The sequence below is a fragment of the Winogradskyella ludwigii genome (genome assembly GCF_013403985.1).
GTDB classification, from domain to species: Bacteria; Bacteroidota; Bacteroidia; order Flavobacteriales; family Flavobacteriaceae; genus Winogradskyella; species Winogradskyella ludwigii.
In genome coordinates this window covers 160,383-178,203 of record NZ_JABFDF010000002.1, presented here as the reverse complement: position 1 = coordinate 178,203, position 17,821 = coordinate 160,383, and the positions used below count along the sequence as shown (strand labels likewise).

The window sequence follows — 17,821 nt, the reverse complement described above, 5'->3', positions numbered from 1 at the left end:
AATAGAAAAACACATGACATTAATAAAATCAATTTCAGGAATCAGAGGAACTATTGGTGGATCAGTAGACGACAACTTAACACCTATAGATGCGGTTAAATTTGCAGCAGCTTATGGGACATGGTTAAAACAACAGAGAGACAAGGATAATTATATTGTGGTTGTTGGGCGTGATGCAAGGATATCTGGAGAAATGATTCAGAATTTAGTGATGAATACTTTAGTTGGTCTTGGAATTCATGTGATTGATTTAGGTTTGTCTACAACACCAACCGTAGAAATTGCTGTGCCTTTAGAACATGCTGATGGTGGTATTATTTTAACAGCGAGTCATAATCCAAAACAATGGAACGCCTTAAAGCTTTTAAATGCGAAAGGTGAATTTTTAAATGGTGAAGAAGGTCAGAAAATATTGGAAATAGCGGAAACTAACAGCATGAATTTTGCTGAGGTAGACGACTTAGGAAAAATAACAATTAACGATGCCTATATTGATATTCATATTGATGAGGTTTTAGACTTAGAATTAGTCAATGTAAAAGCTATAAAAGACGCTAATTTTAAAGTGGTTGTAGATGGTGTGAATTCTACAGGAGGTATTGCTATTCCATTATTATTAGAACGCTTAGGTGTAGAAGCTGTAAAATTATACTGTGACCCAACAGGTCATTTTCCACATAATCCAGAACCGCTTAAAGAGCATTTAGGCGATTTAGCAGACGCTGTTGTAAAAGCACATGCAGATTTCGGAATCGTAGTAGATCCAGATGTAGATCGTTTGGCTTTTATGGATGAAACAGGTGAAATGTTTGGAGAAGAATACACATTAGTGGCTTGTACAGATTACGTGTTAAGTAAAACTCCAGGAAACACCGTAAGTAATATGAGTTCTACAAGAGCGTTACGCGATGTTACAGAAAAGCATGGAGGAACTTACGAGGCAAGTGCTGTAGGTGAAGTGAATGTGGTGACTTTAATGAAGAAAAACAACGTTGTGATTGGAGGTGAAGGAAATGGTGGAATTATCTACCCAGAGTCTCATTATGGACGTGATGCCTTAGTTGGTGTGGCTTTATTTTTAAGTTTATTAGCTGAAAAGCAAATGAAAGTAAGTGAATTAAGAGCGTCTTACCCAAGTTATTTTATGAGTAAGAAAAAGATTCAATTAACACCAGGTTTAGATGTTGACGGTATTTTATCTACAATGGAAGCTAATTATAGTCATGAAAAATTAACAACAATAGATGGTGTGAAAATTGATTTTGCAGATAGTTGGGTACATTTGCGTAAGAGTAATACAGAGCCAATTATTAGAATTTATACTGAAGCACCCTCACAAGAAGCAGCAGATAATTTAGCTGATAGAATTATTGGAGAGATTAAAGCTATTGCTAATATTTAGTAGCTTTAATCGTGATTGCTTTAATTTTTTTTGGCTGCGCTCAATAGAACAGTATATGACATTTAACAGATGTATATATTAAATAATATTTACCTATGATTTCTGAAACTAGTACAACTGAACATACCGACTTAGAAGCTTATTTCAAGCAATTCAGACAGCATATTATTGGTCAGGATCAAACCTTTGTGTCACCTTATGGTGAACAGAGAATTATTTACACCGATTGGACAGCTTCGGGGCGTTTATATAGACCAATAGAGGAAAAATTAATGAATGAATTTGGCCCTTTTGTAGCCAATACGCATACAGAAACTACTGTTTCAGGTACAGCAATGACCAAAGCTTATCACAAGGCCAAACATATTATTAAAGATCATGTAAATGCTAATGACGACGATATCTTAATTTGTTCCGGTAACGGAATGACTGGTGTTGTTAATAAGTTTCAACGTATTTTAGGAGTAAAGATTCCCGAGAATATCAAAGACTATACAAATATTCCTGATGAAATGCGACCAGTGGTTTTTATTTCGCACATGGAACATCATTCTAATCAAACAACATGGTTAGAAACGATAGCAAAGGTTGAAGTGGTGCCTCCTAATGAAGAGGGTTTATTTTGTCTAAAAAACTTAGAAGCATTATTACATCAATACAAAGATTGCACGATTAAAATAGCATCTGTGGTTGGAGGTTCTAATGTTACAGGAATTCAGATTCCACATCATGATGTGGCTAAATTAATGCATCAGCATGGAGGAGTTTGCTTCGTAGATTTTGCATGTTCTGCTCCTTATGTAGCTATTAATATGCATCCAAATGATAGTGAAGAACAGTTAGATGCTATTTTCTTTTCACCACATAAATTTTTAGGAGGACCAGGAACTTCTGGTGTTTTGGTTTTCAACAAGAAATTATATAAAAACATGGTGCCAGATTGTCCTGGAGGAGGAACTGTTAGTTGGACGAATCCTTGGGGAGAACATAAGTATATCGATAATATTGAAGATAGGGAAGATGGTGGAACGCCAGGTTTTCTGCAAGTTATAAAAACAGCACTTTCAATTCGTTTAAAAGAACAAATGGGAGTTGCAAATATGTTGAAGCGCGAACATGAATTGGTTCACGTTATATTTGAAAAGTTAGGCGATATTTCTAATATCAATATTTTAGCTAGTCAGCATAAAGATAGACTAGGTGTAATTTCGTTTTATATAGACGATTTACATTTTAATTTGGCTGTAAAATTATTGAATGATAAATTTGGAATACAAACTAGAGGAGGTTGCAGTTGCGCAGGCACTTACGGACATTTCTTGTTGCATGTAGATCAAAAAATGTCTCACGAATTAACCAATGAGATTTCTATAGGAGATTTGGTACGTAAACCAGGTTGGATACGTATGTCTATACATCCAACAACGACAAATGCTGAAATTAAATTTGTTTGTGATGGTATAATTGACTTAGCCAAAAACCATAATGATTGGTCAAAAGATTATGAATACTCTAAGTGTAATAATGAATTTGTACACAAATCTTTAATAAGTAAACCTTGTAATGCTATTAATGTAGATGCTTGGTTTGATATGTAGTTTATCATTGCGTAAATTAATCCGCTTTCATTTACGTTAAGATTCCTTTTTGCAAAAAAATAAATTGATTAAAGAAACTCAGCAGGAACCTTGTCTCTATGCTTCCAACGTTTATGTGTCCAAAGATAATATTGAGGTGCTTCTAAAATTTGTTCTTCAAGTAATTTGAAAAAGATATCTGTGATTTCGTAATTTTTAAAATCTTTTGGGTTTTCGGTAATGGTTGTAAATGTAGTTTCGTAATAGCCACGTTTAATTCGTTTTACACTAAAAAACACCACTGCCATATCTAATTTTTTAGCTAAAATTTCAGCACCAACATACATCGGAACTTTGATGCCCATAAATTCATTCCAATGGAATGCTTTATGTGCTTTTGGTGATTGATCTGATACAAATCCGTTTATGGTAAGTTCTCCTTTTTTCTTGCTCTCTAAAAGTACTTTAAATGTTTCTTTTGTAGTTATTAAATGCGAATTGTATTTAGCTCTAATTCGTTTTACTAATTTATCAAAATGTTTATTTGCTAAACGTTTATAAACGGCATAGCCTTTAAGTTTTACATGTCTTTGTAAAATAAAAATCCATTCCCAACTCCCATAATGCCCACACATTAGAGTAATACTTTTTTGTTTTTGTTCTAAATCATTAAGGAGTTCTACGTTCGTAAACTTAAAGCGTTTGTTCATTTGCGCTTCAGTAATAGTCAAGGATTTTATGGCTTCAACCATCATATCACAAAAATGATGATAAAATTTTCCTGTAATTTCAGAAATCTCTTTTTCAGTTTTTTCAGGGAATACTAACCTTAGGTTTTCTTTTACTACAGATGTTCTGTAACCAAAAATCTTATACATAAAAATGTAAATCACATCAGAAAAAGCATAAAGCAATCTAAATGGTAAGATAGATATAATCCAAAGAATAGGGTAAACTAAGATATAAGCAATAAGTTGCATTAAACTATGTTAGGGTTGAAGTACAAATATATATTATATTTGATTTATAGGATTAGAGTTTATGGACAATTTAGGTATTAGTATTGTTACCATCGTGGTTATGGCAATTAATGTTATTATATCCTTTAAAGGATTTGATGATCGTGGTTTTTTCGAAAAATATAAGTTTAACGTTGGTAGTATAAAACGAGGTGAGCAAATTAGAATGTTAAGTTCTGGTTTTTTACATGCAGATATTACACATTTGTTATTCAACATGTTTACGCTTTACTTTTTTGCAGACGCTGTAATATATAAGCTCGGCTCATTTAATTTTATCGTGATTTATTTCACTAGTTTAATTTTTGGGAATTTACTATCTCTATATTTTCATAAAGATGAAAATTGGTATAGTGCCATTGGAGCTAGTGGAGCCGTAACAGGGATTTTGTACGCAGCCATACTTCTACGACCAGATATGAGTCTATATATGTATTTTATACCCATTCCAATTCCTGGTTATGTATTTGGAATTGGCTATTTACTGTATTCTATTTACGGTATGAAAAATAGAATTGGTAATATAGGTCATGATGCACACTTTGGAGGAGCTATAGGCGGTTACGTGGTGACTTTAATATTAATGCCAAGCCTATTTACAACCAACCTAGGCTATGTTGGTTTGTTAGCAATACCAATTATTATACTCTTTGTGTTATATAAAACAGGTAAGTTGAAATAGAATAGTTCTAGTTTAGTTTTGTATTAATTCTTTTATTTTTAGTTCTAAAGCTTTTCCTCTTAGGTTTTTGGCAACAATTATCCCGTCCTTGTCAAGGATGTAAGTTGCAGGTATAGAGGTGATATTGTAAAGTTGTGCAATAGGATCGTTAAAATACTGTAAGCTTGATACATGTGTCCAAGTTAAGTTGTCCTTTTCAATGGCATCTATCCAAGCTTGTTTTGGGTTTTTTTGAGTACGAGATCCATCTAAGGATACGCTAATTATTTCTAAACCTTGATCGTGATATTGGTTGTAGACTTTAACAACATTTGGGTTTTCTCTTCGGCAAGGAGCACACCAAGCAGCCCAAAAATCTATAATAGTTACTTTGCCTTTAATATCATTAAGACTAACCTTATTGTTTGTATGAGTAATCCCTTCGAAACTTGGTGCTACTTTACCAATTTTTAATTGCGTATTTTTTTTACTTATGGCTATTAAATTATCTAAATCATTTTTTATTTTGAAGCCTTTAGGAGATGCTTTTATTTCAGTGTTAAGATTTTTAAAAGCATCAAAATACGGTTCTAAATTACTTTTGTTCTTATGCATTTCTTGTTCAATTACAGATAAGCTGTAATAGCTGTCTCTATTGGCATTTATAAAACCAATAGGGAATTCTTTTAATCTTTTTTCAGAAGCTTTAAAAAGTGTTGTGATGGAGTCGCTTTTAGATTTATTATTTTCAAGACTTCTGTATCTTAATTGGCGTCTTAAATCTTTCGTTTCGTCCATAGCTGCTAAAATTCCTTCTTGATAGCTTTTATAAGCTTTTTGTGAAGCAGAGCCTGAAATGTTAGATTTTAACATGTCAGATTTATTAATATCGATATCAATAACACTATTCTCAAGCATAAGGTTGAGGTTTCCCATAACACCATTTATTGTAATTATAGACAGCGTTGGAGTTTCTATTTTACCTGTAAAAGTGAACTTCTCATTTAAAACAATGGCTGTATCAATGACTCTTTCTATTCCTTTTTCATTCTTCAACTTTAAATAACTTCTAACCCCATTATAGACGTTTTTTGCATTCACATTAATAATGTAATCCGTTCTTTTTGGTTCTTCCTTACATCCCAAAAGTAAAAGGCCAATGACAGAGAAGATGATTAAGTTTTTCATAGTAATGTTAAGTATCTATTATTTTTAATTGAATGTGAGAATACAAATATAAAAACTAAGGTTTAAAATCTAGTATATAAATGATTTCAATGGAAGTTGCATCAGTTCTATTGTAATATTTTAAAGAATCCCATAATTTACAATACTTTTGTACCAAATAATTGAACATGCATAACGATACCATAGTAGCATTAGCAACACCGTCTGGAAGCGGTGCCATTGCAGTTATACGCTTATCAGGAAAGGAAGCGATAACTATAGCTTCAAAATGTTTTAAATCGGTTTCAAATAAAGATTTATCAAAGCAAGCGACGCACACCATTCATTTAGGGCATATTATAGATGATAAACGCACTGTAGATGAAGTTTTATTATCGGTTTTTAAAGATCCTAATTCTTATACTGGTGAAAATGTGGTAGAGATCTCATGTCATGGTTCGTCATACATTCAACAAGAAATTATTCAGTTGTTTTTAAGACAAGGTTGCAGAATGGCAACAGCTGGTGAATTTACTTTGCGTGCTTTTTTAAATGGCAAGTTAGATTTGAGTCAGGCGGAAGCTGTAGCAGATTTAATTTCTAGTGATAACGAAGCCTCTCATCAAATTGCGATGCAACAAATGCGTGGTGGCTTCTCTTCTGAAATTGCTAAGCTTCGTGAAGAGTTAATGAATTTCGCATCGTTGATAGAATTAGAATTAGACTTTGCAGAGGAAGATGTAGAGTTTGCAGATCGGACACAATTTAAGCAGTTGATAGAGCGTATCACTTTTGTATTGAAACGTTTGATTGATTCTTTTGCTGTTGGAAACGTTATTAAAAACGGAATTCCAGTAGCTATTGTTGGTGAGCCCAATGTAGGGAAGTCCACGTTGTTGAACGCTTTACTGAATGAAGATCGTGCGATTGTTTCTGAAATTGCAGGTACGACAAGAGATACTATTGAAGACGAAATCTCTATAGGAGGTATTGGTTTTCGGTTTATAGATACGGCAGGTATTCGTGAAACCGAAGATATTGTTGAAAGCATTGGTATTAAAAAAACGTTTGAAAAGATAGAACAAGCCCAAGTGGTGATGTTTTTAGTTAGTAGTGCACAATTGGCTGTAGATGCAGACGCTATTAAAACCATTACGATTGAAATTGAAAAGGTAAAGAACAAGTTTCCTCAAAAACAGTTGTTGGTTATTTTGAATAAAATAGATCAGATTACCGATTCGGAATTGGCTGATATTAGAACGGCTTTACAATCTAAAGCGACCCAGGTTATTCCTATTTCGGCAAAATCTGGTTTTGGAGTGGAACAACTTACCAATAAGCTTCTCGATTTAATAAATACCGGAGCCCTTCGAAATAATGAAACGATTGTGACTAATTCGCGTCATTATGATGCGTTGTTAAAAGCTTTTGAAGAAGTACAAAAAGTAAAAGATGGTTTAGAAACAGGTCTTTCTGGAGATTTGTTAGCTATTGATATTCGTCAGGCCTTATATCACTTTGGAGAGATTACGGGTGAGATTACCAATGATGATTTGTTGGGTAATATTTTTGCTAATTTCTGTATCGGGAAGTAGACGCTGTGCTTAGATGTTTGTCTTTCTATTGTTTATAGTCAAAATTATAACTGCTTAAAAAACAGTTGTATTTCTTCCTTAAAGACTTCTAAAGGAATGCGATGTGCTAGCTGGTTATGGATGTGTATTTTGTATTCTGGATGGTCCATTACCGTTTCAGCTAGAAAATTAAGCGTTTGTTTGGGGTTTACCACATCATCTAGTGTTCCTATTACTATTTGCTTAAAACTGCTTGTGTTGTTATTTATTTCAGGGATGATTTGCGTGACTGATCTCTCAGCTAAGGCCGGATTAAATAATAGGGCAGGGCATTGCATTATGTTTGAGACGTAATAGCCTGCAAAACCACCCATACTACTTCCGATGATTACGGTAATTCCTTGTGTTTTAAAGGCTGCGCTTATACTCGCAATGGCATGTGCATCTGATTGGTAATCTATGGCTGGTGCAAACACTTCTCCATAGGGTTCTAATAGTGCTCTTTTTTCAGGGCTTAAACTTCCATTTAAACCATGTATGTATAGGATTTTCATTATGATGTAAGGTCTTATATTATTTAAAATGTATGTGGTAAGATACTTTATTTTGTAGATATACATGGCATATGCTATTGGAAAGGGATTAAGGCTATAGACTGGGATTTCAATTCTGTTTATTAGGTATATTGATAGTTCATTGGCTTCTATGATGCTATAAGCTTGTTTGAAGCATGTTATAACCACGGCATAACCACGCTATAACCTGTATTATGGTTTTGTGTATGTTATTGATTGTTAGTTGTTTAAGTCGATTTGTGGTGTTTTGGTACAACAGACCGGAATTATCCCGTTAATAGGGCCTTAAAATGGTATTAATTTTTATTATTTTAATGGTAAGGCAATTGCACGAAAAGCGGGTGATGGGTTTACTAGAAAAGCGATAAAAACCAAGGCTAGTTTGCAATGTGTGCTTGACAATGCTACTGATTTTGGGCATTGTTCTGCGGTTATTAAAGCGTTTAGATCTGCTTTGGTTATAGAAGCCCTCCAGGTTTAACTTGTTCTTTTTATATATGAAATGTGTTATAATTCATTGCATTATAGTTTATAACTAAAAAATCTTTTGTTTTCCTTTTGTGTCTATAAATAACAGTATTTGTACTTCTCATGTACCTCGTGTATTCTTGAATCTCTTTGTTTACTGGCGTTTTTGATTTCTTTATCGCAAAATAACCACATATACTTTGCAGGTATTTTTCCATGGTTTATTTACCACTATTAAAGGCTTAGATTTAGAGTAAATCATTTTTTATAGATATTATTTCTAATATTCACTTAACTTGTAAGTGCTATAATTAGTCTGACATGAATATCTACTTTACTGTATTATTACAATTTTTATTTATCACATCGAGTATACTTATCTTATTTAAATATAGAAAGCGACTTGGTTTAGCACCGCTTTATCTTTTCTTGGGCGCCGTACAATATTTACAAACATTTTCTGGTAGGATATTGAGTTTCTTGGTCTTTGATGCTATACCAGTTTATCCAGGATCTGCCATTATTTTTAGTTCTGTTCTGTTTGCGGTCTTATTAATTTATATAAAAGAAGGAGTCTCTAGTGCAAGAGCGCTTATTTTAGGAATCGTTATTTCAAATTTTCTTTTGTTGGCGCTATTTGGTATAACTTATGAGCAAGGGCTTGCCATAGAACCTATGAGTGACTCAGAGCCAGTACCTATTTTTCTTTTGAATTACAAATGCTTTATGACTAGTACCATTTTATTGTTGCTAGATTTTATTTGGATGGTTATTATTTATCAGTTTTTAATTTCAAAAAAGAGAACCTTAAATTTATTCTTAATCATTTTTCTATCGTTGTTTATTGTACTGTCGATAGATTCAGTTGCCTATAATTTACTTCTTAATCATGATGCTGTAGATTTTAATCACGTATTATTAGGTCATATTTTTGGGAAGTCTATAACCGCTTTACTCTTTACATCTATTTTGTATGCTTATTTAAAACATGAAGATTCTGATGTCAATAGCTCTAGTTTTATAGCAAGTCAAGATCGCGATGTTTTTTCAATCTTAAAATACAGAACTAAATATTTAGATCTAAAGATTGAAAAACAACAATCTGAAGATGAATTAACGGCTCAGTTAACGGCATCTTTAAATAATATTTCGGATGGTTTTATTTCTCTAGATACCAATTGGTGTTATACTTTTATTAATAAAAAAGCAGCAGATCTTTTAGGTAAATCGCCCGAAGATTTAATAGGGAAGCATATTTGGACTGAATTCCCAGAAGGTGAAAATCTTTCATTTGGCAAGGCTTATAAGAAAGCGGCAGAAACTCAAGAAACAATATCTTTTGAGGATTATTATGAGCCTTTTGATAAGTGGTTTAAAAATAGTATTTATCCTTCTGTAGATGGCTTAACAATTTACTTTTCAGATATTACAGCTGTAAAAGTGGCAGACGCTAATAATCAAATGTTACTTTCATTAATAGAAACTAGTGATGATTTTATTGGGCTTGCCACTTTAAAAGGTAAGCCTATATACTTAAATACCAATGGACGAAAATTGGTGGATTTTGAAACCGATTTAAGTAGTGTAAATGAAATTACAGATTTTTTTCCTGACGATTATAGAGATGTTGTAATAAACGAACATATTCTAAATATTTTTAAAAATAATAAGTGGTGCGGTGAAACTTATTTTAAAAATTTTAAAACGGGAGGTTTAATACCTGTAGACATGTCTGGGTTTTTAATAAAAGAAACTGGAACAAATACACCAATTGCGTTAGGAATTATAGCTAAAGATATTACGCAACGTAAAGAAGATGAAGAAAAACTAAAAAACAGCGAGCAATTATTTAGACGTTTATCTGCAAATGCACCTGCGGCAATTTATCAGGCAGATAGTGATGGTATTTGTAATTATGTTAATGAAGAATGGTTAAAATATTCTGGGCAAACTTTTAAGGAAGCGATTGGTACTGGTTGGACCAAAGCGATCCATCCTGAAGATAGACATACCGTTATTGATGCGTGGCAGAACTCTATTGATACTAATGAAGATTTTAAAATAGATTTTAGATTACTCAATGAAAAGGGTGAAATTACATGGCTTTCTGCTAAATCTGTTGGTTTGTTAGATGAGAATAACGTTTTATACGCTTATATAGGGATACTAATAGATATTACCGATCGTAAAAAAGCAGAAGAACAACTTATTAAAAGTGAAAAATATCTTGAAAATATTTTAAATAATATAGGAGATCCTGTTTTTGTTAAGGATGAGCAAAGTTGTATGTTATTAGTGAATGATGCATTTTGTAAGCTATTTAACCTTACTAGAGAAGCTATCATTGGATATTCACTTGAAGAAAGTGTATCAGCATCTGAACGCGACGCATTTTTGAAAATTGATAAAGAGGTACTTGTATCTGGAATTGACAATGTTAATGAAGAAACAATGACTCTTAATGACAATGAAACACGTATTATTTCTACTAAGAAAACGCGATTTGTGGATAGTAGTAATGTTAAATTTCTGATTGGAGTGATACGAGATATAACCGATCGTAAAAATGCAGAAATAGAATTAGAAGAATACAGAAACAATCTGGAAAAATTAGTAGTAACAAGGACCGCTGAATTAGAAAAAGAAAAAGTAAAAGCGCAATCTGCAGATCTAATGAAATCGGCTTTTTTAGCCACTATGTCTCATGAGTTAAGAACACCTATGAATTCTATAATTGGCTTTACAGGTATTCTATTAAAAGAATTGGCAGGACCATTAAATGATGAGCAAAAAAAGCAACTCTCTATGGTTAAAAATAGTGGAGCACATTTACTGAGTTTAATAAATGATGTTTTAGATATTTCTAAAATAGAAGCTGGTAAGCTAAAAGTATCATATCATCCATTTGATTATCTAGCCTCGTTAGAACATACTATTGCTTTTTTATTACCTCAGGCTTCAAAAAAAGGATTAACTATAAAAACAGAGATAGCAGATTTAGATATTAAGTTGGTAAGCGACAAGCGCCGTGTTGAGCAAGTTTTATTAAACTTAATTTCTAACGCCATAAAATTTTCAGAAACAGGGACAATTTATGTAAAGGTTAATGTAGAAGATAACATGCTTATAACACAAGTTGTAGATCAAGGAATTGGTATAAGTAGAAAAGATATCGTTAAATTATTTATGCCATTTATTCAATTAGAAGGAGGTCTTAGTAGAAAGCATGAAGGCACAGGTCTTGGATTAGCGATTAGTAAAAGTATAATAGAAAAATTAGGAGGAACAATACACGTGGAGAGTGATTCTGATAAAGGAAGTAATTTTATATTTAAGTTGCCATTAGAGTCTGCTTTTTCCAAATAATAATATATTTTTATGAAATGTAATTTCTAGCTTATAATTTGCTTAACTAATTGATGATTAATTTTTTACAAGAAACTACAATATGAAGCCTACTATATTAATAATTGAAGATAACGAGCAAAATATGTATATGCTATCTTACCTGTTAACTAGTGATAGTTATAATGTATTGAAGGCTTATAATGGAGTAGATGGGTTAAAATTAGCACATGATCATCATCCCGGAATTATTTTAATAGACATACAATTGCCAGATATGGATGGTTATGAGATCTGTAGCAAATTAAGAAATAATGGCTTGCCAAAGCATACCGTTATGATTGCAGTAACATCTTACGCTTTAGGAGGTGATAAGGAAAAGGCTCTAGAGGCTGGTGCCAATGGTTATATAGAAAAACCTATTAATCCCGATACTTTTGTTAATCAAATGGAAGCGATTTATAAAAAGCGAATTAAAATATGAAAACCATATTAATTGTAGATGATACTTTTGAAAATCTATACCTACTAAAAGTTATACTAGAACAGGCTAATTATACTGTTATAGAAGCTAAAGATGGTAAGGAAGGGTTAGATAAATTAAACAAAAACAGGGTAGACTTAATTATTTCGGACATATTAATGCCTGTTATGGATGGTTATATGTTTTGTAGGGCTTGTAAGAATAATAAATTATTTAAGGATATTCCTTTTGTTTTTTACACCTCTACTTATATTGAAGACTCCGATGAAGATTTCGCATTAAATTTAGGAGCCGTCAAGTTTTTAATTAAGCCCATTGATCCTACTGAATTAGTATTGGCAATTGAAAACATATTTCTAGAGCATAAAGAGCAATTAAAACCTACTAAACCAAAGAAATTTACAGAAGAAGAGGTTTTAAAACTTTACAGCAAGCGTTTAATTGGTAAGTTGGAACAAAAAACGTTGCATTTAGAAAATGAAGTTATAGAGCGGGAGAAAACAGAACAGTTATTAATTAAAACGAATGAAATATTAGATTTATTTACTGTAAACACCCCTTTAAATAAAATTTTTGATCAGTTACTTTTAAATTTTGAATCTGTTCATCCAGATTATTATGGCTCAATTAGCTTGGTAGACGACTCAGGAAGTCATCTCATTTTAGAATCGGCACCATCATTACCTAAACCGTACGCTTTATCCATTAATAATTTACCCATATTAGATAATTCAGGTTCTTGTCCTACTGCCGCGTTTACTAAAAATCCCGTTATAGTTTCAGATATAAGTAAAGAAAAGTCTTGGGATGAATATAAAGATATTGCTTTAAAACATGGATTTAAATCATGTTGGTCTGTTCCTATTTTGTCAAAAGATAATACTGTTTTAGGCACCTTTGCAATTTATAGTAACTCTGTAAGATTGCCCTCTTTAGACGAGATTAGAGAGGTTAATTTCGCTGTAAGCTTAGCCAATATCGCATTAGAGAAGTCTAGGATAGTTTCAGAAATTAAAAAGAAAGATGAGTCTTATAAGGCCTTAATAGACCAAGCAAGTGATGCTATTCTTACATACTCATTAGATGGCACCATACATGAATTTAATAAAGCAACGTATCAAATTTTAGGCTATACTTTTGAAGAGTTTTCTGAATTCAAAATTCAAGATATTATTATTGGCGATTTTATCACACAGCCAGATACATACGAACGAATAGTAAATGGCGAATCTGTTTTTTTTGAGCGTCAGTTTAGGTCTAAAAATAATGTCGTGGTAGATATGGAAATATCAGCAAAAAGGCAAAAAGATGATAAAATTTTATCCATTGGTCGTAACATCACAGAGCGCAAAAAAGCAGAATTAAAACTTCAAGAAAGCGAATTTCATTTAAAGCAATCTCAAATAGTTGCTAATATTGGGTCTTACAATGTAGATTTAAGGACAATGACTTGGGAAAGCACTTTAATGCTCGATGAGATTTTAGGGATTGATGAGACCTATGAAAAAACAGTAGAAAACTGGAGCAATCGTATTCATCCTGATGAAAGGCAGGAGGCGTTAGATCATTTTGAGGATTGTATGCAAACCAATAAAAAGTTTAATCAAGAATATAGGGTTGTAAAGTTAAATACAAATGAGGAAATTTGGGTACATGGCATTGGTGAAATAATTTTAGATAGTGATTGCAAGCCTATTAAATTAATAGGTACTATTCAAGATATTACCCCTCGTAAACACTCAGAAATAATACTTAAAGAAAGTCAAAAGTCACTTTTAATAGCTCAAGAACTTGCTAAAATTGGAAGTTTTGATTTAAAAATAGAAAGTTTAGTAGGCGATACTTCAATTACATTTAAGACTATAATTGGGGTAGATAGTGATACTGTTGTAGATTTTGATTTATGGAAGACCATAGTACATCCAGACGATAGATCTCTCATTAAAAATAATGTTTTTGAAAGTCTAAACCGAAAGCAAATATTTAATTTAGAATATAGAATTATAACTAAAAATGATAAGCAATTAAAATGGATTCATGGCATAGGAGAAACGGTCTATTCTGATGGAAAAGCCACCAATTTTGTTGGTACTATTCAAGATATTACAGCGCGTAAAAAAATTGAATTAGATTTGGAAATAGCTAATAAGTTTTCTTTAAGTCTTTTAAAGTCAATGCATGAAGGCTTAGTTGCAATAAACTTAGAATCAGAAATAATTAGTGTAAACCCTTCTTTTTGTAAAATGACAGGTTTTACAGAAAATGAATTAATTGGTGTTAAGCGTCCGTATCCATTTTCTCCACCGGAGATGAGAGAAGCTAATAATGAGCGTTACAAATTATTAGTACAAAATAAAAACAAAAAGGATTATGAAAACACATATATGCGTAAAAACGGAGAGCGTTTTCCTGTGCATGTATTGCTTTCAAGTATTTATGATGAAAACGGAGTAAGGACTGCAAATTTTGCTACCATTGAAGATATTACGGAGCGAAAAAAAGCAGAAGTAAACTTACAGCTCTCAAAAGCGTTTAATGACAAGCTGGTTATGGCTATGCAAGAAGGCTTAATTATAGTAGACCCAAAAGGTGAAATTACATTGGTTAATGATTCCTTTTGTACTATTCTAGGCTATTCTAGAGAAGAGTTATTGGGCCTTAATTTACCTTATCCATTTGCTAAGATTGAAGATCTTGATAAGATATTAGAATTTAATAAAAAAATAGCAGAAGGAGACGGAGAGTCATTTCAATTTGAGTTCATAAGAAAAAATGGTGAAAAGTTTTTAGCTTCATTTTTGGCTGGAAATATTAAAGATGATAACGGAGAAGTCATTGCTTTATTTGGTACGATGAAGGATGTTTCTAAGGCAGAGAGAGCAAAAGCGATCTTAAAATATAATGCTAAAAAATCATTAGAGCGAAAAAATGTTATTATTGAATTGGCTAGTCTCGTTGGTACAGATTATAAAGAAGCGTTAAATAAAATAACAGAACTCTCTGCAAAAACGTTACATATAGAAAGAGGAAGTATTTTAAAGTTTAATAAAGCAAAGACAGAAATGCTTTGTGAAAAATTATATATTAAAGCAATTGATTCTTATGAAAGTGGGCAAGTATTTTATAGAAAAGAAAATGAAAAGTATTTTAATGAATTAATACATAATAATATCGTTGCAGCTTCAGATGTCTATAGTCATGATATCTACGATGGTTTTGTTGAGGATCATTTTAGACCATTAAATATAAAATCTAAACTCAGCATTCCGATTCAAGGAATAGATGAAGTTTATGGTATTTTATGTTTTGAACAAGTAGGTAATGAACATATTTGGAGTACAGAAGAAGAAGAGTTTGCAACATCTATAGCTAATCTTGTTTCTTTAATGATTCAGAGTGCAGAGCGTAAACTCGCGGAAGTATCATCATTATTAGCTAATAGTCAACTTACAATTGCCAATAATAAATTAAATAATTTACGAAATCAATTAGAGCAAGAAAATGTCTATTTAAGAAATGAGTTAGATTTAGTATTTAACTATGAGGACATGGTTTATGGCAGTGCTGAGTTTAGTAATGTATTAACAGAATTAGAAAAGGTTGCGCCAACAAAAGCTACCGTATTGTTGCTCGGTGAATCTGGGACAGGGAAGGAGTTATTGGCTCGAGCTGTCCATAATATAAGTACGCGTAATAAGAAACCCTTAATTAAGGTTAATTGCGCAGCAATACCTAGAGAACTTTTAGAGAGTGAATTATTTGGTCATAAAAAAGGATCGTTCACAGGAGCATTTAATGATAAAATAGGAAAGTTTGAATTAGCAGACAATGGTACTTTGTTTTTGGATGAAATAGGGGAATTACCTTTAGATATGCAACCAAAGATTTTAAGATTTTTGCAAGAAGGAGAAATTGAAGTTGTTGGAGGTGCTGGAACAAAAAAATTAGATGTGAGAGTTATAGCCGCAACCAATAGAAATCTAAAAGAAGAGATTGATAAAAAACGTTTTAGAGAAGATTTGTATTTTAGGCTAAATGTATTCCCTATCAATGTACCAGCGCTTCGTGAGCGAAAAGATGACATTCCATTATTGGTAGAGCACTTTGTAGATAAGTTTAATAAAAATTATGGTAAGAATATTAAATACATCGCTGAAGAGGCTATGGTTAAACTTAAAAACTATGATTGGCCAGGTAATATTAGAGAATTAGAGAATTTAATAGAGCGTGCGTCTATTTTATCCATAGATGAAACGTTGGTTATTCCAGGATTTGAATCCTCTGGCCAGACTATAAACCCAATAAATAATAAAGATTTATCGTTAGATATTGTACAGCGCGAGCATATTTTAATGGTATTAGAGCAATGTAATTGGAAAATAAGTGGGCCAAGTGGTGCGGCTAAGTTGTTAAATATCAAACCTAGTACGCTACGAGATCGAATGAAAAAATTGGATTTAAAAAAACCTGAATAAAATGACGGTATTCCGTCAGTCATAAATAACTCAAATTATAAGTCACGGTTTACCGTGACTTTTCTTATTTACAGGTTTTCTTCTAAAAATAGTCAAGTATCTGATTTTTAGTCATTTATATTTTATTTGGTATTGGTTGTTTCTTTTGGCATACCAATTGAAAATAGATTCTCAAATGATTAGCTATGAGAGATATAATTCAATTTGAAGGTATTAAACTTAAGATAGATCACGATGTAATTCACTGTAAGCTTAAGCCTGATTTTTTTAAAAGTTACAGTACTTCTAAATGTGAAGAGACTTTATTTAATGCTATTTCTGTTTTATTTGATAGGGAATACAAAGAATACAGACCTATTCTATTAGATTTAAAACAAATTAATAGCACTGACGCTGTAGAGATATTTATGCTTATATCTAATAGTGCTTTAATAAACTCATTAGTCCTTACGCGCGCTTTTCTTGTCCGTACTACGAGCTTAAAGTTGTTTTTAGCATTAAACAATATCGTTGGTAATCGCGTAGTACCCAATAAAATTTATACAGACTTTAATGTCGCACTTGATTATTGTCAAACGAATTACAAGGTTTTTAATAATGCAAGTTAATAAACACTAACATGAGTAAAATTATTGGCTTTAATAATGCTATATTTTGGACAGATGATACTGGGATTCTGTATTGTGAATTCAGTAATAATGATCCAAATGTTAAGTTGGAATTAACCAATATTAAACTGTACATCAAAGCGATTATAACTTTATGTGAAGGTAAACCTATGCCGTTTCTCATAGACTTAAAAGAAACTCAAGGTACGTTTTCTATTGCTGCTGCTAAATTATTGGCTCATAACCCAGAGTTAGTAAAACTGAGAATTTCAGAATCCTATGTAATTAATTCACCAGGAATGAAACTATTGCTTTCTTTTTATAAACGTTTGTATAGTCGTATTACTCCATTTGCAGTATTCAATGATTTAGAGTTGGCAGAGGAATATTGTATAGACGCTAAAAACGAGTTTTATAATCGTAATTAATTACTAATACGTTTTAAACATTAATAGCATTATAGGTT

At 32.0% G+C, this 17,821-nt stretch carries 12 protein-coding genes; 9 read left to right on the top strand and 3 right to left on the bottom strand.

The window, feature by feature from the left end:
* Positions 1-13 precede the first annotated feature (13 nt).
* Both glmM and HM981_RS06735 read left to right on the top strand, forming a co-directional pair.
* Complete coding sequence (gene glmM, locus HM981_RS06740; RefSeq protein ID WP_179337845.1) at positions 14-1,402, top strand: phosphoglucosamine mutase; 1,389 nt, start codon at positions 14-16, stop codon at positions 1,400-1,402.
* A 95-nt stretch (positions 1,403-1,497) separates the two neighbouring features.
* Positions 1,498-3,000, top strand: a complete 1,503-nt coding sequence (locus HM981_RS06735; RefSeq protein WP_179337844.1) for an aminotransferase class V-fold PLP-dependent enzyme — start codon at positions 1,498-1,500, stop codon at positions 2,998-3,000.
* 68 nt (positions 3,001-3,068) lie between these two features.
* On the opposite strand, the gene HM981_RS06730 is transcribed toward HM981_RS06735, so the two are convergent.
* Positions 3,069-3,959 carry a lysophospholipid acyltransferase family protein gene (locus HM981_RS06730; protein ID WP_179337843.1) on the bottom strand — a complete coding sequence of 297 codons (891 nt, stop codon included), beginning with the start codon at positions 3,957-3,959 and terminating at the stop codon, positions 3,069-3,071.
* Between the two features lie 61 nt (positions 3,960-4,020).
* On the opposite strand from HM981_RS06730, the gene HM981_RS06725 reads away from it, so the two are divergent.
* A complete protein-coding gene (locus HM981_RS06725) occupies positions 4,021-4,680 on the top strand; it encodes a rhomboid family intramembrane serine protease (RefSeq protein WP_179337842.1) in 660 nt (219 codons plus the stop codon).
* A 12-nt stretch (positions 4,681-4,692) separates the two neighbouring features.
* On the opposite strand, the gene HM981_RS06720 is transcribed toward HM981_RS06725, so the two are convergent.
* Entirely contained in the window at positions 4,693-5,847 is a 1,155-nt protein-coding gene (locus HM981_RS06720) for a TlpA disulfide reductase family protein (protein ID WP_179337841.1), read from the bottom strand.
* A gap of 167 nt (positions 5,848-6,014) precedes the next feature.
* Between HM981_RS06720 and mnmE the strand changes: the two genes are divergently transcribed.
* Positions 6,015-7,421 (top strand): tRNA uridine-5-carboxymethylaminomethyl(34) synthesis GTPase MnmE, encoded by a 1,407-nt coding sequence (gene mnmE, locus HM981_RS06715; RefSeq protein WP_179337840.1) that lies wholly within the window; start codon positions 6,015-6,017, stop codon positions 7,419-7,421.
* 44 nt (positions 7,422-7,465) lie between these two features.
* Here the strand turns inward: mnmE and HM981_RS06710 are convergent, their stop codons facing one another.
* Positions 7,466-7,954: a YqiA/YcfP family alpha/beta fold hydrolase gene (locus tag HM981_RS06710; RefSeq protein ID WP_179337839.1), complete on the bottom strand. Its 489-nt coding sequence runs from the start codon at positions 7,952-7,954 to the stop codon at positions 7,466-7,468.
* Positions 7,955-8,764: 810 nt separating this feature from the next.
* On the opposite strand from HM981_RS06710, the gene HM981_RS06705 reads away from it, so the two are divergent.
* The 5 genes from HM981_RS06705 (at position 8,765) to HM981_RS06670 (ending at position 17,783) form a co-directional block, all read left to right on the top strand.
* Positions 8,765-11,809, top strand: coding sequence for a PAS domain S-box protein (locus HM981_RS06705; protein ID WP_179337838.1), 3,045 nt, complete (start codon positions 8,765-8,767; stop codon positions 11,807-11,809).
* Positions 11,810-11,891: 82 nt separating this feature from the next.
* Complete coding sequence (locus HM981_RS06700; RefSeq protein ID WP_179337837.1) at positions 11,892-12,272, top strand: response regulator; 381 nt, start codon at positions 11,892-11,894, stop codon at positions 12,270-12,272.
* Complete coding sequence (locus HM981_RS17485) at positions 12,269-16,747, top strand: PAS domain S-box protein (RefSeq protein ID WP_246286165.1); 4,479 nt, start codon at positions 12,269-12,271, stop codon at positions 16,745-16,747. The genes HM981_RS06700 and HM981_RS17485 overlap by 4 nt, the downstream gene beginning before the upstream one ends.
* 185 nt (positions 16,748-16,932) lie before the next feature.
* Entirely contained in the window at positions 16,933-17,355 is a 423-nt protein-coding gene (locus HM981_RS06675) for a phosphatidylinositol phosphate kinase family protein (RefSeq protein WP_179337836.1), read from the top strand.
* An 11-nt stretch (positions 17,356-17,366) separates the two neighbouring features.
* The gene (locus HM981_RS06670; protein ID WP_179337835.1) at positions 17,367-17,783 is read left to right on the top strand and encodes a DUF7793 family protein; all 417 of its coding nucleotides are present in this window, start codon (positions 17,367-17,369) and stop codon (positions 17,781-17,783) included.
* Positions 17,784-17,821: the final 38 nt, after the last annotated feature.